Annotated in this window: 18 protein-coding genes; 15 read left to right on the forward strand and 3 right to left on the reverse strand. The window is 72.5% G+C overall.

From position 1 onward, the window contains the following. Positions 1-74: 74 nt before the first annotated feature. The gene (locus tag PV343_RS27000; RefSeq protein ID WP_319149577.1) at positions 75-941 is read left to right on the forward strand and encodes an AfsR/SARP family transcriptional regulator; all 867 of its coding nucleotides are present in this window, start codon (positions 75-77) and stop codon (positions 939-941) included. A gap of 172 nt (positions 942-1,113) precedes the next feature. Here PV343_RS27000 and PV343_RS27005 read toward each other — a convergent pair whose 3' ends face one another. Continuing rightward, on the reverse strand, positions 1,114-2,151 hold the full coding sequence (locus PV343_RS27005; RefSeq protein ID WP_319149578.1) for a 3-oxoacyl-[acyl-carrier-protein] synthase III C-terminal domain-containing protein: 1,038 nt from the start codon (positions 2,149-2,151) through the stop codon (positions 1,114-1,116). Positions 2,152-2,511: 360 nt separating this feature from the next. On the opposite strand from PV343_RS27005, the gene PV343_RS27010 reads away from it, so the two are divergent. The 6 genes from PV343_RS27010 (at position 2,512) to PV343_RS27035 (ending at position 9,237) form a co-directional block, all read left to right on the forward strand. Continuing rightward, positions 2,512-3,411: a helix-turn-helix transcriptional regulator gene (locus tag PV343_RS27010; RefSeq protein ID WP_319149580.1), complete on the forward strand. Its 900-nt coding sequence runs from the start codon at positions 2,512-2,514 to the stop codon at positions 3,409-3,411. Positions 3,412-3,664: 253 nt separating this feature from the next. Continuing rightward, complete coding sequence (locus PV343_RS27015; protein ID WP_319149581.1) at positions 3,665-5,284, forward strand: ABC transporter substrate-binding protein; 1,620 nt, start codon at positions 3,665-3,667, stop codon at positions 5,282-5,284. A 5-nt stretch (positions 5,285-5,289) separates the two neighbouring features. Then, the gene (locus PV343_RS27020) at positions 5,290-6,213 is read left to right on the forward strand and encodes an ABC transporter permease (RefSeq protein WP_319149582.1); all 924 of its coding nucleotides are present in this window, start codon (positions 5,290-5,292) and stop codon (positions 6,211-6,213) included. Next, the gene (locus tag PV343_RS27025) at positions 6,206-7,186 is read left to right on the forward strand and encodes an ABC transporter permease (protein WP_319149583.1); all 981 of its coding nucleotides are present in this window, start codon (positions 6,206-6,208) and stop codon (positions 7,184-7,186) included. The genes PV343_RS27020 and PV343_RS27025 overlap by 8 nt, the downstream gene beginning before the upstream one ends. A 7-nt stretch (positions 7,187-7,193) precedes the next feature. Continuing rightward, on the forward strand, positions 7,194-8,177 hold the full coding sequence (locus tag PV343_RS27030) for an ABC transporter ATP-binding protein (protein ID WP_319149584.1): 984 nt from the start codon (positions 7,194-7,196) through the stop codon (positions 8,175-8,177). Then, entirely contained in the window at positions 8,161-9,237 is a 1,077-nt protein-coding gene (locus PV343_RS27035; RefSeq protein ID WP_319149585.1) for a dipeptide ABC transporter ATP-binding protein, read from the forward strand. The genes PV343_RS27030 and PV343_RS27035 overlap by 17 nt, the downstream gene beginning before the upstream one ends. A 143-nt stretch (positions 9,238-9,380) precedes the next feature. On the opposite strand, the gene PV343_RS27040 is transcribed toward PV343_RS27035, so the two are convergent. Then, positions 9,381-11,513 (reverse strand): S9 family peptidase, encoded by a 2,133-nt coding sequence (locus tag PV343_RS27040; protein ID WP_319149586.1) that lies wholly within the window; start codon positions 11,511-11,513, stop codon positions 9,381-9,383. Positions 11,514-11,714: 201 nt separating this feature from the next. Here PV343_RS27040 and PV343_RS27045 point away from each other — a divergent pair, with 201 nt between their 5' ends. From PV343_RS27045 to PV343_RS27080, 8 genes are all read left to right on the forward strand, one after another. Beyond that, complete coding sequence (locus PV343_RS27045; protein ID WP_030346161.1) at positions 11,715-11,909, forward strand: hypothetical protein; 195 nt, start codon at positions 11,715-11,717, stop codon at positions 11,907-11,909. A gap of 34 nt (positions 11,910-11,943) precedes the next feature. Then, on the forward strand, positions 11,944-12,801 hold the full coding sequence (mshB, locus tag PV343_RS27050) for an N-acetyl-1-D-myo-inositol-2-amino-2-deoxy-alpha-D-glucopyranoside deacetylase (protein WP_319149587.1): 858 nt from the start codon (positions 11,944-11,946) through the stop codon (positions 12,799-12,801). Further along, complete coding sequence (locus PV343_RS27055; RefSeq protein WP_319149588.1) at positions 12,798-13,214, forward strand: DUF6113 family protein; 417 nt, start codon at positions 12,798-12,800, stop codon at positions 13,212-13,214. The genes mshB and PV343_RS27055 overlap by 4 nt, the downstream gene beginning before the upstream one ends. 155 nt (positions 13,215-13,369) lie before the next feature. Continuing rightward, positions 13,370-15,763 carry a hypothetical protein gene (locus PV343_RS27060; RefSeq protein WP_319149589.1) on the forward strand — a complete coding sequence of 798 codons (2,394 nt, stop codon included), beginning with the start codon at positions 13,370-13,372 and terminating at the stop codon, positions 15,761-15,763. 128 nt (positions 15,764-15,891) lie between these two features. Next, positions 15,892-16,821 (forward strand): ABC transporter ATP-binding protein, encoded by a 930-nt coding sequence (locus tag PV343_RS27065; protein WP_319149590.1) that lies wholly within the window; start codon positions 15,892-15,894, stop codon positions 16,819-16,821. Then, entirely contained in the window at positions 16,818-17,558 is a 741-nt protein-coding gene (locus PV343_RS27070) for an ABC transporter permease (protein WP_319149592.1), read from the forward strand. Before PV343_RS27065 ends, PV343_RS27070 begins: the two co-directional genes overlap by 4 nt. A gap of 5 nt (positions 17,559-17,563) precedes the next feature. Further along, entirely contained in the window at positions 17,564-18,748 is a 1,185-nt protein-coding gene (locus PV343_RS27075) for a sensor histidine kinase (RefSeq protein ID WP_319149642.1), read from the forward strand. After that, entirely contained in the window at positions 18,745-19,359 is a 615-nt protein-coding gene (locus PV343_RS27080; protein ID WP_319149593.1) for a response regulator transcription factor, read from the forward strand. Before PV343_RS27075 ends, PV343_RS27080 begins: the two co-directional genes overlap by 4 nt. A 68-nt stretch (positions 19,360-19,427) precedes the next feature. On the opposite strand, the gene PV343_RS27085 is transcribed toward PV343_RS27080, so the two are convergent. Next, complete coding sequence (locus tag PV343_RS27085) at positions 19,428-20,294, reverse strand: transglutaminase-like domain-containing protein (RefSeq protein ID WP_319149594.1); 867 nt, start codon at positions 20,292-20,294, stop codon at positions 19,428-19,430. Between the last annotated feature and the right edge of the window lie 19 nt (positions 20,295-20,313).

A 20,313-nucleotide genomic window follows, 5' to 3' on the forward strand; every position in this document is an offset into this window, starting at 1 on the left:
CGGCGGGGGCGTTTCCCGGCCGCGCGGCCAGAATGAGGGGCGTTCAGCGTCCACGTTCCTCGCGGGAGACACCCATGACCAAGGCCGCCTCGCAGGACCCGTGTCCCGTGCCCCGTCTGGACCTGACGGTCCTGGGCGAGGTGCGGTGCCGCCGCGACGGGGTGGAACTACCGCTGGGCGGCCCCCGGCCGCGGTCGCTGCTCGCCATGCTGGTGCTGCGCGCCGGCACCCCGGTCGGCCGGGACGAACTGCACCAGGCCGTCTGGTCGGGCGACGGCGCCGCCTCGGGCGGCAACCTGGTGCAGGTGTACGTCTCCAAGCTGCGCCGGCTGCTGGAGCCGCAGCGCGCGCCCCGCGCGGCGGGCGGGGTCATCGAGCGTGTCGGCTCCTCCTACCGGCTGGCGGTGACCGCCGAGGAGCACGACCTCGGCCGCTTCCAGACCGCCCGGGACGAGGCCCGCGCGCTGCGGGCGGCCGGCGAGCCCGTCGCCGCCGAACGGGCGGCGGCCCGGGCGCTCGCCGAGTGGCAGGGGCCACCGCTCACCGGGGTCGGCGGCCCGCTGCTGGAGATCGAACGGGCTCGGCTGACCGAACTGCGCCTCGCCGCGGTCGAGGACCACGCCGAACTGGCCCTGCTGGCCGGCACCCACGCCGAGGCGGTCCCCTCGCTGGTGGCGCTCACCGCGGAACACCCCTACCGGGAACGCCTGTGGGCCCTGCTGATGCACGCGCTGTACCGGGCGGGCCGGCAGGCCGACGCACTCGCCGCCTACCAGCGGGCGAGCCGCCTGCTGGCCGACCACCTCGGCCTGAGCCCGGGCGCGGAACTCCGCGCCACCCAGCAGGCCGTACTCACCGGCACCCCCGCCCCCCTGCCCGGAGCGACACCCCCCACCCCCAGACTGACCCTCCTGCGAGCCCCCCAGGGCCCAGCCGCCTAGGTCGCGTCCGCAAGGTCCCGTCGTCCGCCCGGAGGACGAGCCCGCCGGGTGTCGCGGAGCGGACGGGACTTCACGGACACGACCTGGCACCGGCCCTTCGACGAAGCCCCGCCGCCTCACGGGGCCGCTCGACCGGCGGAACGCCCTACTGGCCCGACCCGGCCGGCCACCCTCACTCGGACCAGCGAGGTGTCTCCGTGATCTCGACGACCGCCGACGTGCAGCTGTAGCCCGTGCCGCCGCCGACGAGGAGGACCCGGTCGCCGGGGAGGACCTGGCCGGAGCGGACCAGGTCGTCGAGGCCGGCGCAGTGGTCGCCCGCTCCGAGGTGGCCGACCTCGCTGCAGAACTCCCAGTTGGACATCTTCTCGTTGAGGCCGAGCTGGAGTTCGAGCTGCCAGCGCATCCGCGACCGCCCGGTGGCGTTGAGCACGACGCGGGAGACGTCCTCCATGCGGGTGTCCGCGTCCGCCAGCGCCTGGCGCACGGACTCGTCGGCGACCTGGGCCGTGCGGAGGGTCAGCCGGCGCGGATCGCCGTTCGCCCGGACGTAGTCGTCCGCGAGGGCGCTGAGGTCCAGCGGACACCGCGTCTGCGACGGGTCCGTGACCGGACGCGCCGGACGGGAGATCGCCTCGAGGGAGTTGTCCACCGCGGTCGAGGTGGACAGCAGCCGGGCGAACCCGCCGACGGAGGACAGCACCAGCGCCGTGCCCGCGTCGCCGTAGACGAGGCCGCGCTCACAGCGCCAGCGGTCGAACGACGGGCCGGAGAACCGGTCCGCCGTGGTGAGCAGCACCGCGCCGCCCGCCTCCAGTTGACGGGCGCCGAGTTCCAGCGAGGACACCCCGGCGTTGCACGACTGCTGGAGCCCGAAGGCCGGCACACCCGAACCGGCCGCGCCGTCCGCCACGTAGGAGGCCGGCGCCCACATGTCGGCGCCCTGGAACCAGACATAACTGTGGAACACCGCGGACACCCGCTCGGCGGCCGCGCCGGCCCGCCGCAGCGCCGTACGCGCCGCCCGTACCGCCATCTCCGGTGCGGCCGGTCCGCCGTCGGCCTCGGTCTCGGCCGCAGTGACGGACGCGATCCTGTTCGCGGCGTGCTCGTCGGCGTCGTACGCCCCCGCCGCCACCGCCTCCGCGGCCGACAGCCGGCCGGGCAGCCAGACCCCGGTCGCCGCTATGTGTACCCCGTCCCAGCGCATCGCGTTCCCCTCTCCGGCCCCGGATCCGGATGAGGGGCCGCCCTGTGTATCGATACTGACACCGGACAGTTGCCTGTTTCCTGCACCATTCGGAAGATTTCCCTACGGCCTCTTGGTGACTCTCCGTATGTAGATTCTTGAAGTGCCGAAGGTCTACTGAAGGTCTACTGAACGGTGCCTCAATAGCGCCCTTCTGATGTCCAACCCCGGCGGGTAGGATGCTCTCCGCGCCGGTCAGGCCATACCGGTTCGCGAAGGGGGAGATGAGTGTTCGATGTGCTCGGAATCAAGGATGAAACCGCCAGTATCTATCGCGCCGTACTGAGTAATCCGGACGGCGATTTCCACGAGATTCTTCAGATGACGGGCCTGACGGAGCAGGAACTCCGCAGCCAGCTGGACATATTGAGCGAGTTGTCGCTGGTCCGGATCACCGGGGAGGCGCCCGCCCGGGTGCGGGCGGTGGGGCCGCAGACCGCGATGAAATGGCTGCTGGCCCGGCAGGAGGCCCGCCTCGCGGAAGAACGCAAGCGGACCGAGGATGTCCGGCTCGCCGTGGAGAAACTGGCCGCTGAATTCACGGAGACGCCCGGGGGGCCGGCCGGTGAAATCGAGCAGGCCGTCGGAATCGACGAGATCCGGGATCGCATCGGACTGCTCTGCCGAGGGGTCACCACGGAAGTGATGGCATTCGCGCCGGGCGCCCAGACCGCCGAGAACATGGAAGCCGCAAGACCGCAGGACCTGGAACTCCTCGACCGCGGCGTGCGTATGCGCACGATGTATCTCGACAGCGTGCGCAACCACCAGCCGTCCGTCACCTACGCCACCTGGCTGACCGCCCGGGGCGGCCAGGTCCGCACGGTGCCGACCCTGCCGGTGCGGATGCTGATCGTCGACCGGCACACCGCCGTCGTCCCGATGGACGACGAGTCGACCGGCGACGGGGTGCTGCTGCTGCGCGGCAAGGGCGTCCTCGCGGCCATGGTCGAACTGTTCGAGAGTTTCTGGCAGCGGGCCACGCCGCTCGGCGACTCCCGTGACCCCGAGGCGCCGCACCGGCCGAGCCGCGTGGAGACCGAGTACCTCAGGCTCCTGTACGACGGGTACACCGACGAGGTCATCGCCCGCCGCCTGGGTGTCTCGCCCCGCACCGCCCGCCGCATGGCGGCCGAGCTGATGGAGAAGCTGGAGGCCCGCAGCCGGTTCCAGGCCGGGGCGAAGGCGGTCCAGCGCGGATGGATAAGCTCCGGTCCCTGACCAGCGGCGGCCGCTCGCGAAACCCATACGCAGAAACGTATTTGCGGCGGCTCTGCCCGCCAGAGGGTCCGCGCCCGGACGAGGTGCGGGCCTTTCTCCGTCCGGGCCCGCCCCCTCCCCGCGACTCGCGCCCCCGCCCGTCGGCCCGCCCGCCCGTCACCCCAACAGCCCCTCAGTCGCGCGCCTCGTATGCGGTATGCGTCTTTTATGACCATATTGACCGGTACGGTGGGTGATCGCGGAGGAGGCACGCATGCGGGGAACCACGCGCGCCCGATGGGCCGCCGCTGTGCTGGTGACGGCGCTCGCCGCCACGGCCTGCGGGGGCGGCGCCAGTGCGGGCGGCGCCGGGGTGCTGACCTCCTCCTGGGGCGATCCGCAGAACCCGCTGGAGCCGTCGAACACCAATGAGGTGCAGGGCGGCAAGGTGCTCGACATGATCTTCCGCGGGCTGAAGCGGTACAACCCCCGGACGGCCAAGGCCGAGAACATGCTCGCCGAGCGGATCGACACCACCGACTCGCGGAACTACACCATCACCGTCAAGGACGGCTGGCGGTTCAGCAACGGGGAGCCGGTCACCGCGAGTTCCTTCGTCGACGCGTGGAACTACGGCGCCGGCCTCAGGAACAACCAGAAGAACGCCTACTTCTTCGGCTACATCGAGGGCTACGACAAGGTCCACCCCGACAGCGGGCCGCAGACCGCCGACGCCCTCTCGGGCCTGAAGGTCACCGGCCCCCGGACCTTCACCGTCCGCCTCAACCAGAAGTTCTCCAGTTTTCCCGACACCCTCGGCTACGTGGCCTTCGCCCCTCTGCCCAGGACGTTCTTCACCGACCACGCGGCCTGGGTGAGCAGACCGGTCGGCAACGGGCCGTACCGGATCGACTCGTACACCAAGGGCTCCGCGATGGCCCTGAAGAAGTGGGACGCCTACCCCGGCCCCGACCGCGCCCGCAACGAAGGCGTCACGCTGCTGGTCTACACCGACAACAACACCGCCTACACCGACGTGCTGGCCGGCAACCTGGACCTGGTCGACGACGTGCCCGCCACCCAGCTCAAGAACGTCGGCACGGACCTGGACGGCCGCTACATCAACACCCCGGCCGGCATCCTGCAGACGCTCGCCTTCCCGTACTACGACCCGCGGTGGAACACCGCCGGCGCCCGCAAGGTCCGCACCGGACTGTCCATGGCCATCGACCGCGCGCAGATCACCAAGACCCTCTTCCGGGGCACCCGCACCCCCGCCACCGACTGGACCAGCCCGGTCCTCGGCAAGGAGGGCGGCTTCCAGGCCGGCCTGTGCGGCCACGCCTGCGAGCACGACCCCGCGCAGGCCAAGAAGCTCATCCAGGAGGGCGGCGGGCTCCCGGGCGGCGGGCTGAAGATCACCTACAACGCGGACACGGGCTCGCACAAACAGTGGGTGGACGCGGTGTGCAACTCCATCAACAACGCGCTCGGCGACGACAAGGCCTGCGTCGGCAACCCCGTCGGCACCTTCGCCGACTTCCGCAACCAGATCTCCCAGCACCGGATGTCCGGCCCCTTCCGTGCCGGCTGGCAGATGGACTACCCCCTGATCCAGAACTTCCTGCAGCCGCTGTACTACACCAACGCCTCCTCCAACGACGGCAAGTGGTCCGACAAGCGGTTCGACGCGCTCATCGACCGGGCCAACGCCGAGACCGACAGCGCCATGGCGATCGGGCTCTTCCAGCAGGCCGAGGGCGTGGTGCGGGACAACATGGCCGCCATCCCGCTCTGGTACCAGAACGGCAGCGCCGGCTACTCCGCCCGGCTCTCCCACGTGGCGCTCAACCCCTTCAGCGTCCCGGTCTACAACGAGATCAAGGTCGGCTGACCGCCATGGGGCGCTACGTCGTCAGACGGCTGCTGCAGATGATCCCCGTGTTCGTCGGGGCCACCCTGCTGATCTTCCTGATGGTGAACGTGATGGGCGACCCCATCGCGGGGCTGTGCGGCGAGCGGGCCTGCGACCCGGCCACCACCGCCCAGCTGGAGAAGGAGTTCGGCTTGGACAAGCCGGTCTGGCAGCAGTACCTCACCTACATGGGGAACGTCTTCACCGGGAACTTCGGCACGGCGTTCAACGGCCAGCCGGTCACCGAGCTGATGGCGTCGGCGTTCCCCGTCACCGTCCGGCTCACCATCGTCGCCATCCTCTTCGAGATCGTCATCGGCATCACCCTCGGCGTGCTGACCGGGCTGCGGCGCGGCCGGCCCGTCGACACCTCGGTCCTCGTCCTCACCCTCGTCGTCATCTCCGTCCCCACCTTCGTCACCGGCCTGCTGCTCCAGCTCCTGCTCGGCGTCCAGTGGGGCTGGATCAAACCGTCCGTCTCCCCGCAGGCCGCCTTCGGCGAGCTGATCGTGCCCGGCCTGGTCCTCGCCTCCGTCTCGCTCGCCTACGTCACCCGGCTCACCCGGACCTCCCTCGCGGAGAACAACCGGGCCGACTACGTGCGCACGGCCGTCGCCAAGGGGCTGCCCCGGCACCGGGTCGTCACCCGGCACCTGCTGCGCAACTCCCTCATCCCCGTGGTCACCTTCATCGGAGCCGACATCGGGGCGCTGATGGGCGGCGCGATCGTCACCGAGCGGATCTTCAACATCCACGGCGTCGGCTACCAGCTCTACCAGGGCATCCTGCGCCAGAACACCCAGACGGTGGTCGGCTTCGTGACCGTGCTCGTCCTGGTCTTCCTCATCGCCAACCTGCTCGTGGACCTGCTGTACGGCGTACTCGACCCGAGGATCCGCTATGCCTGAACAGTCGTACGAGCCGCAGGGGGCGATCGCGGGGACAGGGGCCGGCGGGGCGATGGACCTCGCGGCGAGCGAGGCGACCACCCTGGAGCGCGCGCCCGGCGGACCCGAGGGCACCGGGCCCCGGGGCAAGCCGCGGTCGCTGTGGTCCGACGCCTGGCGGGACCTGCGCCGCAACCCCGTCTTCATCGGCTCCGCCGTGGTCATCCTGTTCCTGGTCTTCATCTCCCTGTGGCCCTCGGCGATCGCCCCCGGCAGCCCCCTGACCTGCGACCTCGCCAAGGCCCAGGACGGCCCCGGGCCGGGCGCCCCCTTCGGCTACGACGGACAGGGCTGCAACGTCTACACCCGGACCGTGTACGGCGCCCGCGCCTCCGTCACGGTGGGCGTGTGCGCCACCCTCGGCGTCGCACTCCTCGGCTCGGTGCTCGGCGGGCTCGCGGGCTTCTTCGGCGGTCCCTGGGACTCGCTGCTGTCCCGCACGACCGACATCTTCTTCGCCATCCCGGTCGTCCTCGGCGGTCTCGTCCTGCTCTCCGTCGTGACCAGCAACACCGTCTGGCCGGTCATCGGGTTCATGGTGCTGCTCGGCTGGCCGCAGATCTCCCGCATCGCGCGCGGCTCGGTCATCACCGCCCGGCAGAACGACTACGTCCAGGCGGCCCGCGCCCTCGGCGCCTCCCACTCCCGCATCCTGCTCCGGCACATCGCGCCCAACGCCGTGGCCCCCGTGATCGTCGTCGCCACCATCGCGCTCGGCACCTACATCGCGCTGGAGGCGACCCTGTCCTACCTGGGCGTCGGCCTGAAGCCGCCGAGCGTCTCCTGGGGCATCGACATCTCCGCCGCCTCCCCGTACGTCCGCAACGCCCCGCACGCCCTGCTGTGGCCCTCGGGCGCCCTCGCCGTCACGGTCCTGGCCTTCATCATGCTCGGCGACGCGGTGCGCGACGCCCTCGACCCCAAGCTGAGGTGACGGCGCCATGCTGCTGGAAGTGCGCGACCTGCACGTGGAGTTCCGCACCCGGGACGGGATCGCCCACGCGGTCAACGGGGTGTCGTACGCCGTCGACGCGGGGGAGACCCTGGCGGTGCTCGGCGAGTCGGGCTCCGGGAAGTCGGTGACCGCGCAGGCCGTGATGGGCATCCTCGACACCCCGCCGGCCCGGATCACCGGCGGCGAGATCCTCTTCCAGGGGCGGGACCTGCTGAAGCTGAAGGAGGACGAGCGGCGGGGCGTCCGCGGCGCCAGGATGGCGATGATCTTCCAGGACGCGCTGTCCGCGCTCAACCCGGTGCTCTCCGTGGGCGACCAGCTCGGCGAGATGTTCACGGTGCACCGCGGGACGTCGCGCAAGGAGGCACGGGCCCGGGCGGTCGAGCTGATGGACCGGGTGCGCATCCCGGGGGCGGCCCAGCGAGTCCGGGACTACCCGCACCAGTTCTCCGGCGGCATGCGCCAGCGCATCATGATCGCCATGGCGATGGCGCTGGAGCCCGCGCTCATCATCGCGGACGAGCCCACCACCGCCCTGGACGTCACCGTCCAGGCCCAGGTCATGGACCTGCTCGCGGAGTTGCAGCGCGAGTACCGGATGGGCCTCATCCTCATCACGCACGACCTGGGGGTGGTGGCGGACGTCGCCGACCGGATCGCCGTGATGTACGCGGGCCGGATCGTCGAGTCCGCCCCCGTCCACGACATCTACAAGGCGCCCGCCCACCCCTACACCCGGGGCCTGCTGGACTCCATCCCGCGCCTGGACCAGAAGGGCCGTGAGCTGTACGCGATCAAGGGCCTGCCGCCGAACCTCATGCACATCCCGCCCGGCTGCGCCTTCCATCCGCGCTGCCCGATGGCCCGGGACGTCTGCCGCACGGACGAGCCCCCGCTGCACGCGGTCTCGGAGACCCGGGGCAGCGCCTGCCACTTCTGGAGGGAGTGCCTGCATGGCCCCGACCATTGAGCCGCTCCTGGAGGTCCGCGGCCTCGTCAAGCACTACCCGCTGATGCGGGGCATCGTCTTCAAGAAGCAGGTCGGCGCGGTACGGGCGGTCGACGGCGTCGACTTCACGCTCGGCCGGGGCGAGACCCTGGGCATCGTCGGCGAGTCCGGCTGCGGCAAGTCGACGGTGGCGAAGCTGCTGTGCCACCTGGAGCGCCCGACGGCGGGCTCCATCAGGTTCAAGGGCGAGGACATCACCGAGCTGTCCGGCCGGGCACTGAAGGCCGTCCGCCGCAACATCCAGATGGTCTTCCAGGACCCGTACACCTCCCTCAACCCGCGCATGACGGTGGGCGACATCGTCGGCGAGCCGTACGACATCCACCCCGAGGCGGCACCCAAGGGCGACCGCCGCCGCCGGGTGCGCGAACTGCTGGACGTGGTCGGCCTCGACCCCGACTTCGTCAACCGCTACCCGCACCAGTTCTCCGGCGGCCAGCGCCAGCGCATCGGCATCGCCCGGGGGCTGGCCCTGCGCCCCGAGGTGATCGTCGCCGACGAGCCGGTCTCCGCCCTGGACGTCTCCGTGCAGGCCCAGGTGATCAACCTGATGGACCGGCTCCAGGCGGAGTTCGAGCTGTCCTACGTCTTCATCGCCCACGACCTCTCGATCGTCCGGCACATCTCGGACCGGGTCGCGGTCATGTACCTCGGCCGGATCGTGGAGACCGGCACCCAGGCCGAGATCTACGACCACCCCACGCACCCCTACACCCAGGCGCTGCTCTCGGCTGTCCCCGTCCCGGATCCCGAGGCCCGTGACCGCCGTGAGCGGATCATCCTCGCCGGCGACGTCCCCTCCCCGACGGACATCCCCTCCGGCTGCCGCTTCCGCACCCGCTGCTGGAAGGCGCGGGAGCGCTGCGCCGTGGAGGTCCCGGCGCTGGCGGTGCCCGAGGAGTTCCGCGGCACCACCGGCCCGGCGGCCCACGACTCCGCCTGCCACTTCGCCCAGGAGCGGCAGGTCGTGCCGCCTGAGGAGCCGCGGCAGGCCGCCCGGAACGGCAACGGGCCGGGGTGACAGCGCACCCCGGCCCGCTTCACGGCACCCGCACGGCCGTACGCCCACCAGACTGGCGCGTCCGTATATCGGAACCGCTTCCGTCAAGTTGCCCGCGTGTTAACGCCGTTCAGGCCGCTCACGGTTCACGCCGGTCACGCCGGTCACGCCGACGCGCCCGGCAGGCCGAGCGAGCGCCGGAGGAAGTCGAGCTGCAACCGCAGCAGGTTCTCCGCCACGGTCTCCTGCGGCGTCATGTGGGTGACCCCGGACAGCGGCAGCACCTCGTGCGGGCGGCCCGCCGCCAGCAGGGCCGAGGACAGCCGCAGCGAGTGCGCGACGACCACGTTGTCGTCCGCCAGCCCGTGAATGATCATCATCGGGCGGTGCGGCTCGGCCGGGTCGACCAGGCCCGCGTCGTCGACCAGCGAGTTGCGCCGGTAGACCTCCGGCCGCTCGTCGGGGTGGCCCAGGTAGCGCTCCTGGTAGTGAGTGTCGTACAGCCGCAGATCGGTGACGGGCGCGCCGACCACCGCCGCGTGGAAGACGTCCGGGCGGCGCAGCACGGCGAGAGCGGACAGATAGCCGCCGAAGGACCAGCCGCGGATCGCCACCCGGCCGAGGTCGAGCGGGAAGTCCCCGGCCAGCGCCTGGAGCGCGTCGACCTGGTCCTGGAGCACGACGTCCGCGAGGTCGTCCCGGACGGCCTTCTCCCAGGCCGGCGAGCGGCCCGGGGTGCCCCGGCCGTCGGCGACGACCACCGCGAAGCCCTGGTCGGCGAACCACTGCGAGGTCAGGTGCGCGTTGTGCGCGGCCACCACCCGCTGTCCGTGCGGGCCGCCGTACGGGTCCAGGAGCACGGGCAGGGGAGTGTCGCCGGGGTAGTCCGTAGGCATAAGCACGGCGCACGGAATTCGGCGTGCGCCCCCATGGGTGAGCGTCACGCGGGGGGACAAACCGGGGTCTTCGGCGTAAGAGGTGACAGTCGCCGTTCGTTTTCCGTCACGCAGCACCTGGACGCGGGCGCCGGGACTGTCCAGCGTCGCGGACACCAGCACCGTCACGCCCCCGGCGCGCACGGCCGAGTGCACCCCGGGCTCCTGCGAGACACGCTCCACGCCGAGTTCGTTGACCCGGTAGACGTGCACCTCGCCGGTCTCGGGGGACTCCGCGTCCTCGCCCGCCGAGGCCGATACCAGCACGTCGTCGGCCGTCACGTCGAGGACCGCACGGATGTGCAACTGCGCCCCGGTGAGCGGTCGTTCGCCCACCGCGAGCACCCGTGCGCCCCCCTCGTCAGCGATCCGGACCAGGCGCCCGGAGGGGCTCCAGCAGGGCACGCCGGGGAAAACTTCCAGCCATGTTGGATCTTCGTCGGCGTGCACCATCCGGGTCGCCCCGGAGTCCGGGTCCACCGCCAGGAACACCTGGCCGCGCTGGTCCCGCGACTGCACGAGGAGCAGCGGCGCACCCGCCTGTGACCAGTGCACACGCGCCAGGTACGGGTAGCGCGCCCGGTCCCAGACGACCTCCGTGCGCGCCCCGTCAAGACCGAGCACGAACAGGCGCACGTCCGCGTTCGCGGTCCCCGCCGCCGGGTAGGCGACGTGGTGTGGCTCACGCCCGGGGTGGGCCGGATCGGAGATCCACCACCGCCGCACCGGCGTGTCGTCCACCCGCGCCACCAGCAGCCGGTCCGACTCCGGCGCCCACCAGAAACCCCGCGAGCGCCCCATCTCCTCGGCCGCGACGAACTCGGCGAGCCCGTAGGTGATCTGGTCCGACTCCGGCTCCGCCAGTGGCCTGTCGTCCCCGCCCCCGGCGGCCACCACCCGCAGCGCGCCCCGGGCGACGTAGGCGACGTGCCGCCCGTCGGGGGCCGGGCGCGGGTCGATCACCGGTCCCGGGACCGCGAGTTCACGGGTCGTGCCGGCCCGCAGCTCCGCCGTGAAAAGCCGCCCCGACAAGGCGAAAGAGGCCAACTCCACGGCCGCGTCGGTGGCGTACCCGACGATGCCGGCACCGCCCTCACGACTGCGTTCCCGGCGCGCCCGCTCCTCGGCCGACAGCTCTTCCGAGGCGCCCCGCAACAGGGCTCCGGGGTCGGCCGCCAGGCGCTCGGCGCCGTCCGCGGGGTCGAGGATCCAGAGGGAGTTGGCCCGGTCGGTGCCGGAGCGCGAGCGCAGGAACACGACACGCGAACCGTCGGGCGCCACGGTGAACGCACGCGGCGCGCCGAGCGTGAACCGCTGCGTGCGCGCGTGCCGACGGGGGAAGGAGTCAGCCTCGGTCGTCATACCCCGACCATATTGGCCATGCGCCCCCTTGTGCGGCCGTGCGCCGAGCGATGCGCGAGCACGGATAGTTATGATCACTACCGCTGAGTGGGTATGAACCTGCCGGCGTCCGCATGAATGTGCGCCGACGATCAATAACCGGGTCACGACCCCCACAGTCCGAACCCCCCTCGTCCCTGGGATCTTTGGAGGTGAGCCGCCGTGGCACTCTCGATTTCGGCGGTGGTGCTGCTGGCGATCATCGTCTTCTTGTTGATCAAGAAGTCCGGACTGAAGGGCGGTCACGCGGTCGTCTGCATGCTGCTCGGTTTCTATCTCGCCTCGTCCACCGTCGCGCCCACGATCAGCGAGCTGACGACGAACGTCGCCAGCATGATCGGCAGCATCAAGTTCTGACGGCCGGCCCGGGCGGACCTCGTAGGGTGGTCCCATGACGGATCTGCCCGACCGGCGTCTGCTGCTGGTGCACGCGCACCCGGACGACGAGTCGATCAACAACGGCGCGACCATGGCCAGGTACGCGGCCGAGGGTGCCCACGTGGCCCTGGTCACCTGCACCCTGGGCGAGCGGGGCGAGGTCATCCCGCCCGAACTGCGGCACCTGGCCGGCCCCGCGCTGGGCGCGCACCGGCGCGGCGAGCTGGTCGCGGCGCTGCGCGAGCTGGGCGTCGAGGACGTCCGGCTGCTCGGCGGCGCCGGCCGCTACGGCGACTCCGGCATGATGGGCATCCCGGACAACGAGGACCCCGACTGCTTCTGGCAGGCCGACCTCGACGAGGCCGCCGGCTCGCTGGCCGAGGTGATCCTGGAGCTGCGCCCGCAGGTCCTCGTCACCTACGACGACAACGGCGGGTACGGCCACCCGGACCACATCCAGGCCCACCGCGTCGCCATGCGCGCCGTCGAACTCGCGGACGCACGCGGCCACCGGGTCCAGAAGGTCTACTGGAACAGGATGCCCCGCTCCGTCGCCGAGGCGGCCTTCACCCGCCTCCAGGACGAGCTGCCCGGCCTGCCCTTCGCCAAGACCGCCACCGTGGCCGACCTGCCGGGCGTGGTCGACGACGAGCGGATCACCACCACGCTCGACGGCGGAGCGTACGGCGCCGCCAAGGCCGCCGCGATGCGCGCCCACGCCACCCAGATCGACGTGGCCGGCTCCTGCTTCGCGCTCTCCAACGAGCTGGCCCAGCCGCTGTTCACCACCGAGTACTACGAGTTGGCGCGCGGCGAGGCAGGACCCGGGGAGACCGACCTGTTCGCCGGCGTCACCCCGGAGGCGTCATGAGCTCCACCGGCCGCGGCCCGATGCTCGCCCAGCCGCTGCGCCGCCCGTCGGCCGGGCGGATCGCCGCTTTCGCCGGACTGTTCGTGCTCGGCGCGATCGTCGGGCTCGCCGGAACGCTCGTCCAGGCCGCCTGGTTCCCCGGCGGGCTGCTGCTCGCCCTCGCAGGTGCCGCCGGGCTCTTCCTCGGCGGGGCCTACGCGCTCGGCGGCCGGTCCGGAGCGGTGGCCCCGGTGGCGGGCTGGATGATCGCCGTCGTCCTGCTCACCGCCGGCCGCCCCGAGGGGGACTTCCTGTTCGGCGCCGGTGGCGGTTCCTACCTCTTCCTGTTCGGCGGCATGGCGCTCGCTGTGATCTGCGCCACCCTTGGCCCCGGGCGGCAACCCCACGGCGGTCCCGTCCGACTTGGCAAGTGACGTACCACTTCGCCATACGACACGCGTGGGAGTCCGGTGTGGGTTTCCTGGGCGGTCATGGGATACACGCCAGACGTGGCCAGTATGGTGGTGCGCGCCGCCGAGCTGCCCGCTGAGGTCGTAACGGGCGGCGGAGCCAACCGGGAGAACCTGCCTTGAGTCGTGAAACTGACACTCCGTCCTCCGGGCCCAACGGGACCGGCGGAGCCGCATACCCCTCGGGGACGCCGCCGTACGGAACCCCCCTGGCTTCCGACGCCGGCGCGGACGCGGGCCGTTCGGCCGCGCAGCCCGAGGAACGCAAGACCGAGACCACACTGACGACCCGGATCCGGATCAACATCCCCGGATCCCGGCCCATCCCGCCGGTCGTCGTGCGCAAGCCCGTCGCGGAGTCCGAGGCCGCCGGGGACGCCCCGGCCGCCGAGCCGCGGCCGGCTGCCCCCGCCTCCGCCGCGCCGCCGGCCGCCGCCGAACCGGCCGCCGAACCCGCCGCGCAGGCCGAGGAGAAGACCAGCGACTGGTTCGCGCCCCGCAAGTCCGGCGCCCCCAAGGGCGGTCCGGGCGGCGGCGGCACGAACGGAGCCGGTACGCCCGGCGGTTCCGCCGCGCCGTCCGGCCCGTCCGCGGCTTCCGCCCCTTCCGCGCCGGGCGCGCGTCCCGGCGGCCCGGGTGCCTCCGGCACGTCCGGCGGCTCCGGCGCCAAGTCCGGGGCCGGGCGCCCCGGCGGTGTGGTCGGCTCCATGGGCGCGCCGGGCGGACCCCGCCCCGGCGGCCCGAAGGGCTCGGGCCTGCCCAGCGCCACCGGCGGACCGGTCGCCCCGGGACACGGTGGCGGCACCGGCTCGTTCGACGTGACCGAGGCGCTGGCCGCGGGCCCGCTCGGCGGCTCCCGCCCGGGCACGCCCGGCGGCGAAGCCGGCCGCGACGACCTGCCGTACTTCTCGGAGGGCGGCCAGAACGGCTTCGCCGGCACCCCCGGCCCGAACGGTGCGAACGGCACCGGCGGGTCCGGCGGCCCGAACGGCTTCAACGGGCCCAAGGGCCAGGGCGGCCGCGGCCCGCAGGGCCCCACGGGCCCGACCGGCGGCCCGGTCACCGGCGACGGCCCGTTCGTCCCGCCGGCCGCCCCGAGGAGCGCGCTCAGCGACCTCGACCTCGGCCCGGGCGAGTCCTTCACCAGCCCCGGCGGCTACGGCGACACGGGCAGCCACCAGCTCCCGGGCGACACCGGCAGCCACCGGATGCCGGGCGGCTACGGCGACACCGGCAGCCACCGGATGCCGGGCGGCTACGGCGACACGGGCGGCCACCGGCTCCCGGGTGACACCGGCAGCCACCAGATGCCCGGTGGCGGCCTCAGCGACGACACCGCGATCCTGACCCCGCAGAAGCCGGCCCCCGAACCGGGCACGCCCGGCTACCGCGCGCCGGACAACGTCTCCGGACACACCGTCACCAGTGGCATCCCGGTCGTCCCGGGCGCCGGGAACGCCCCGTTCGGTCCCGGCGGCGCGCTCGCCGACGGGACCGCGCCGCGCACCGCGCCCAAGCGGCCGGAGCCGGCCGCCCCGCCCAAGGCCGCGGCCAAGCCGAAGAAGAAGGGCCGCAGCAAGCTCGTGCTGCTCGCCGTCGGCGTGGTCGTCCTCGCGGGCGGCGCCTACGGCGCCGGGCTGCTGATGAACCACACCGACGTGCCCAAGGGCACCACCGTGCTCGGCGTCGACATCGGCGGCGGCACCCGTGACGACGCCGTCAAGAAGCTCGACGACGCCTTCGGCAAGCGGGTCAACCAGCCGCTGAAGCTGTCCGTCGGCGGCCGGACGGTGTCCATCGCCCCCGACAACGCGGGCCTCCAGTTCGACTTCCAGAGCACGGTCGCCGCGGCCGCGAAGAGCGACTACAACCCGGTCACCGTGGTCGGCTCCCTCTTCGGGCAGAAGCGCGAGATCGAGCCGGTCATGCCGGTGGACGAGGAGAAGCTCCAGGCCGCGCTCCAGCAGACCGGCGGCGGCTCGGGCTCCGGCACCGTCACCGAGGGCGGCGTCGAGTTCAAGGCCGGCAAGGCCGTCGCCGTCTACGGCAAGGCGGGCAAGGCCGTCGACGCGGCCCGTTCCGGCCAGGCGGTCGCCCAGGCCTACCGCACGATGGTGGAGACCGGCACGGCCGTCCCGGTGACCGTCCCGAGCACCACCCGGCAGCCGACGGTCTCCAAGGCCGAGGTCGACCGGGAGATGAAGGACTTCGCCGCCCCGGCGATGTCGGCGAACGTCACGGTGCAGACGGACGCGCTGCACTCGATCCAGATGAGCCCGCAGAAGTCGCTGTGGAAGTTCCTCCGGGTGACCGCCGTCGACGGCAAGCTCGTCGACAAGCCCGACCTGGCCGCCCTGAAGCAGCTCTACGGCCAGACCTTCGACGGCGTGCTGGTCACCCGGGCCAACGGCAAGAAGACCGCCGTCACGCCCCAGGACGTCTACGTGGCCCTGCGGGGCGCCCTGACGAGCCGGACCGACCGGGTCGCGGTCATCGCCACCAACCCGAGCTGACACGGCCGTACGGGGGCGCCCCCGGGCGCCCCCTCGCCGTGTCACCCGGACCGCATGACATCTGTCATCCGGCTTCGAGGACCGCCGACACTGCCCCGGACCGCCCCCTGGCGGCCAGCATGGTGGGCATGACAACGACAGCGGCACCGGCCACCACCACCCCGGTGGTCGGGTTCGACCAGGTGACCAAGACGTACGGGAACGTGCGGGCCGTCGACGGCCTCTCGCTCCGCCTGTACCCGGGGGAGACCGTCGCCCTTCTCGGCCCGAACGGCGCCGGCAAGTCCACCACCCTCGACCTCCTGCTGGGCCTCAAGCACCCCGACAGCGGCACCGTCGGCGTGTTCGGCACCAGCCCGCGCGAGGCGATCGTCGCCGGACGGGTGGGGGCCATGCTGCAGAGCGGCGGGCTCATGGACGACGTCACCGTCACCGAACTGGTGAAGCTGGCCTGCGCACTGCACCCGAAGCCGTACAAGGCCGACGACGTGATGGCGCGCGCGGGCATCACCCAGATCGCCGACCGCAAGGTCAACAAGCTCTCCGGCGGCCAGATGCAGCGGGTCCGCTTCGCCCTGGCCACCGCCGGCGACAGCGACCTGATCATCCTGGACGAGCCGACCACCGGCATGGACGTCTCCGCCCGCCAGGCCTTCTGGGCCACCATGCGCGAGCAGGCCGACCAGGGCCGCACGGTCCTCTTCGCCACCCATTACCTCGAAGAGGCCGACGCCATCGCCGACCGGGTGCTGGTGCTGCACCGGGGCCGGCTGCTCGCCGACGGCACGGCCGCCGAGATCAAGGCCAAGGCCGGCGCCCGCCGGGTCTCCTTCGACCTGGAGGGCGAGATCGACGAGAGCGCCCTGCGCGACCTGCCCTTCCTCACCTCGCTCGACGTCTCCGGCCAGACCGTGCGCATCCAGTCCGCCGACGCCGACGCGACCGTCCACGCCGTCTACGGCCTCGGCCTCTACCCCCGCAACCTCGAAGTCGCCGGACTCGGTCTCGAGCAGGCCTTCGTCGCCATCACGGAGGCCGAGGAGGCCAAGCAGTCATGAACTCCCTGATCAAGCTCGAACTGAGCCGCGCCCTGCGCAACAAGAAGTTCCTGTTCTTCTCGGTGCTCTACCCCTCCTTCATCTACCTGATCTTCTCCAGCAGTTCCGGCTCCGGCGAGCGGGTCGGCGACAGTGGCCTGACCGTCGCCACCTACCTGATGGTCTCCATGGCCTCCTTCGGCGCCCTGACCGCCGTCCTGATGGGCAACAGCGAGCGCATCGCCAAGGAGCGCGAGAGCGGCTGGGTACGGCAGCTGCGGCTGACCACGCTGCCCGGGCGCGGCTACGTCCTCGCCAAGACCGCCAGCGCCGCCGTGGTCAGCCTGCCGTCGATCATCGTGGTCTTCGTCGTCGCCGCGGCCGTGAAGGACGTCCGCCTCGACGCCTGGCAGTGGCTCGCCCTCACCGGCGTGATCTGGGCGGGGAGCCTCGTCTTCGCCGCGCTCGGGGTCGCCATCGGCTACGTGGCCTCCGGGGACGCGGTCCGCCCCATCACGATGATCATCTACTTCGGCATGTCGATCCTCGGCGGCCTGTGGATGCCCTCCACGAGCTTCCCGCAGTGGCTCCAGGACATCGCCGAGTGGCTGCCCACCCACGCGTACGCTGCTCTGGGGCGGGCCATCGAGCAGAGCGAGGCCCCCCACACCCAGGACATCGCCATCCTCGTCGTCTCCTTCGTCCTCTTCGCGGGCGGCGCGGCCTGGCTGTACCGGAAGGACACGCTGAAGGCGTGAGCACCATGACGGAAGACGGCAAGGCGCCCACCACGAAGCACGTACCCGTGGGCTGGCCGCCCCGCAACCGGCGCGAGATGACGGTCAAGGTGCTGTGGATCGGCGTCTGGCTCGTCTTCCTCAAGTCGCCGATCGAGGACCTGGCCGGCGGCGCCCACGGCATCGGGGCCACCGCGGCGGGGGCGGCCGGCCTCGCCGCCTTCGTCGGGAGCTACCTGGCGCTGGTCTTCCGCAACATCGGCCGGCCCTTCACACCGAGGTTCGTGATCAGCCTGCTCGCGGTCCTCGGCGTCCTGGCACCCCTGCTGTCCTACACCCTCGGCGGCGCCTGGCTCGGTCTGTTCATCTACCTTTCGGTGGCCTGCGGGGCGACGCTGCCGCTCCGGGCGGCGTACTGGGCCATCCCGGTCTCCTCCGTCCTGCTGTACCTGGTCGGGCTGCACTCCGACGTCCGGGAGGCGCGTGACCTGCTCCTGCTCACCCTGCTCATCGGCTTCGCGATGACCGGCGTGGGCCAACTGGTCCGCACCACGATCGAGCTGCGCCGGGCCCGGGCCACCGTCGCCCAGCTCGCCGCCAACGAGGAGCGGCTGCGGCTCGCCCGCGACCTGCACGACCTGCTCGGCCACTCGCTGTCCCTGATCACGCTCAAGAGCGAGCTGGCCGGCCGGATGCTGCCCGACCACCCCGACAAGGCGGCCCGGCAGGTCGCCGACATCGAACAGGTCAGCCGGCAGGCCCTGGTCGACGTCCGGGAGGCCGTCACCGGCTACCGCCGCCCCCGCCTCGCCGCCGAGCTCGCCGGCGCCCAGGTCGCGCTGACCGCCGCCGGGGTGCTGGCCGAGGTCCCCGCCGACCCCGACCTCACCGGCATCGCCGAGGAGGCCGAGTCCACCCTCGCCTGGACGCTGCGCGAGGCGGTCACCAACGTGGTCCGGCACAGCGGCGCCGACCGCTGCCTGGTGCAGCTCCTGCGCCGCCAGACCCTGGACGGCCCGGTCCTCGAACTCACCGTCGAGGACAACGGGTCGGGCGGCTCCGGCAAGGGCCCGGGCAACGGCCTGACCGGTCTGACCGAACGGCTGGAGAAGGTGGGCGGCGTATTGGAGGCGGGCCGGATCAGGCACGGTTTCCGGTTGCTCGCCCGGGTCCCCGCGTCCCCCGTGGTGGCCGTAGTATCCGGGGCATGACGAGCGTGATCAAGGTCCTCCTCGCCGAGGACCAGTCGATGGTGCGCGAGGCACTGGCCGCGCTGCTCGGCCTGGAGGACGACATCGAGGTCGTCGCCCAGGTCGCACGCGGCGACGAGGTGCTGGCGGCCGTCGGCGCGCACGGCGTCGACGTGGCGCTGCTCGACATCGAGATGCCCGGCTGCACCGGCATCGAGGCCGCCGCCCAGGTGCACCGCAGGTACCCGGCGGTCAAGCTCGTCGTCCTCACCACCTTCGGCCGCCCCGGCTACCTGCGCAGCGCCATGGAGGCGGGCGCCGACGCCTTCCTGGTCAAGGACGCGCCGGCCGCCCAGCTCGCCGCCGCCGTGCGCAAGGTGCTGGCCGGGGAGCGGGTCATCGACCCCACGCTGGCCGCCGCCGCGCTGGCCGAGGGCGCCAACCCGCTCACCGACCGCGAGCGCGAGGTACTGCGCACCGCGGCCGACGGCTCCACCAACGCCGAACTCGCCGCCGCCCTGCACCTGTCCCAGGGCACGGTCCGCAACTACCTCTCCACGGCCATACAGAAGCTGGCCGTGCGCAACCGGGCCGAGGCGGTGCGCACGGCCCGCGAGAAGGGCTGGCTGTAGGGCGAACAGGCCCTGGGCCGTGTCCGCGAAGTCCTGCCCGCCCCACGACGCCCGGCACGGCCCAGGGCTCAGTTGAGCATCGCCCGGGCCGTAGCGGCCTGCTGCCGCACCCGCAGGGCGGCCGGTTCGTCGACCACCTCGATCAGGTGCGCGTAGGCGTCGAGCTCCGCCGCGCCCGCCACGAACTCACCGCGCTGCACCAGCAGTTGTCCGCGCTCGTAGCGCAGCCGGGCCGGATGCGAGGGCAGCAGCAGGCTCAGCTCGACGGCTCGCAGCGCGACGTCCGAGCGCTCGGGCCGGGCCGCGGCCCACGCCCGGATGTTGTTCAGGATCCGCTGGACGACCTCGAGCGGCTCCGCGGGCACCAGCATGGCGGGCTCGAGCGGCGCCCCGGTGGCGCCCGCCACCATCAGCTCGGCGTCCGCCCCGGTCAGCACCCGGCCGCCGTCGAAAGGATCGACCAGCACCTGGTCACCCTCCGGCCCGAACCCGACCACGAAGTGCCCGGGCAGCGCCACCCCGTACACCGGCGCCCCGGCCCGCCGGGCGGCCTCCAGCCACACCACCGACAGCAGGATCGGCAGCCCGCGCCGCCGCCGCAGCACCTCGTGCAGCAGTGAGGACTCCAGCCGCTGGTAGTCGGCCGGGCTCCCGCGGAACCCCAGGCGCTCGCCCAGCAGCCCGCACACCGCCTCCGCCCACGCCCGCGGGCCGCCCGGCCGGAACGGCAGCCGCCCGGCGAGCCCGTCGAGCTCGACCTGGGCCGCGTCGATGCCGGCCTCGTCCAGCGAGCCGTCGGCCTCGGCGCCGATCAGCAGGCACAGCGCCGACAGGTCGGGCCGCTCGGACCGGGCCTCCTCCCCGAACCGCCGCCGCAGCTCGGCGGACCGTTCCGGCGGGGGCGGATACGGGGGCGGGAGACGAGGGTGCCGCATGTCTGGCCTATGCCCTGCC

Origin of the sequence: Streptomyces sp. WI03-4A (assembly GCF_033792105.1) — a bacterium.
Taxonomy (GTDB): Bacteria; Actinomycetota; Actinomycetes; order Streptomycetales; family Streptomycetaceae; genus Streptomyces; species Streptomyces collinus_A.

What these genes read in the sequence shown, in the direction of transcription:
- PV343_RS27010 (WP_319149580.1), top strand. Translation starts at nt 2,512, where the DNA reads ATGACGGGCCTGACGGAGCAGGAACTCCGCAGCCAGCTGGACATATTG.
- PV343_RS27075 (WP_319149642.1), top strand. Translation starts at nt 17,564, where the DNA reads ATGACGGAAGACGGCAAGGCGCCCACCACGAAGCACGTACCCGTGGGC.
- PV343_RS27070 (WP_319149592.1), top strand. Translation starts at nt 16,818, where the DNA reads ATGAACTCCCTGATCAAGCTCGAACTGAGCCGCGCCCTGCGCAACAAG.
- PV343_RS27065 (WP_319149590.1), top strand. Translation starts at nt 15,892, where the DNA reads ATGACAACGACAGCGGCACCGGCCACCACCACCCCGGTGGTCGGGTTC.
- PV343_RS27085 (WP_319149594.1), bottom strand. Translation starts at nt 20,294, where the DNA reads ATGCGGCACCCTCGTCTCCCGCCCCCGTATCCGCCCCCGCCGGAACGG.
- PV343_RS27055 (WP_319149588.1), top strand. Translation starts at nt 12,798, where the DNA reads ATGAGCTCCACCGGCCGCGGCCCGATGCTCGCCCAGCCGCTGCGCCGC.
- PV343_RS27035 (WP_319149585.1), top strand. Translation starts at nt 8,161, where the DNA reads ATGGCCCCGACCATTGAGCCGCTCCTGGAGGTCCGCGGCCTCGTCAAG.
- PV343_RS27000 (WP_319149577.1), top strand. Translation starts at nt 75, where the DNA reads ATGACCAAGGCCGCCTCGCAGGACCCGTGTCCCGTGCCCCGTCTGGAC.
- PV343_RS27025 (WP_319149583.1), top strand. Translation starts at nt 6,206, where the DNA reads ATGCCTGAACAGTCGTACGAGCCGCAGGGGGCGATCGCGGGGACAGGG.
- PV343_RS27005 (WP_319149578.1), bottom strand. Translation starts at nt 2,151, where the DNA reads ATGCGCTGGGACGGGGTACACATAGCGGCGACCGGGGTCTGGCTGCCC.
- PV343_RS27080 (WP_319149593.1), top strand. Translation starts at nt 18,745, where the DNA reads ATGACGAGCGTGATCAAGGTCCTCCTCGCCGAGGACCAGTCGATGGTG.
- PV343_RS27015 (WP_319149581.1), top strand. Translation starts at nt 3,665, where the DNA reads ATGCGGGGAACCACGCGCGCCCGATGGGCCGCCGCTGTGCTGGTGACG.
- PV343_RS27020 (WP_319149582.1), top strand. Translation starts at nt 5,290, where the DNA reads ATGGGGCGCTACGTCGTCAGACGGCTGCTGCAGATGATCCCCGTGTTC.
- mshB (WP_319149587.1), top strand. Translation starts at nt 11,944, where the DNA reads ATGACGGATCTGCCCGACCGGCGTCTGCTGCTGGTGCACGCGCACCCG.
- PV343_RS27030 (WP_319149584.1), top strand. Translation starts at nt 7,194, where the DNA reads ATGCTGCTGGAAGTGCGCGACCTGCACGTGGAGTTCCGCACCCGGGAC.
- PV343_RS27040 (WP_319149586.1), bottom strand. Translation starts at nt 11,513, where the DNA reads ATGACGACCGAGGCTGACTCCTTCCCCCGTCGGCACGCGCGCACGCAG.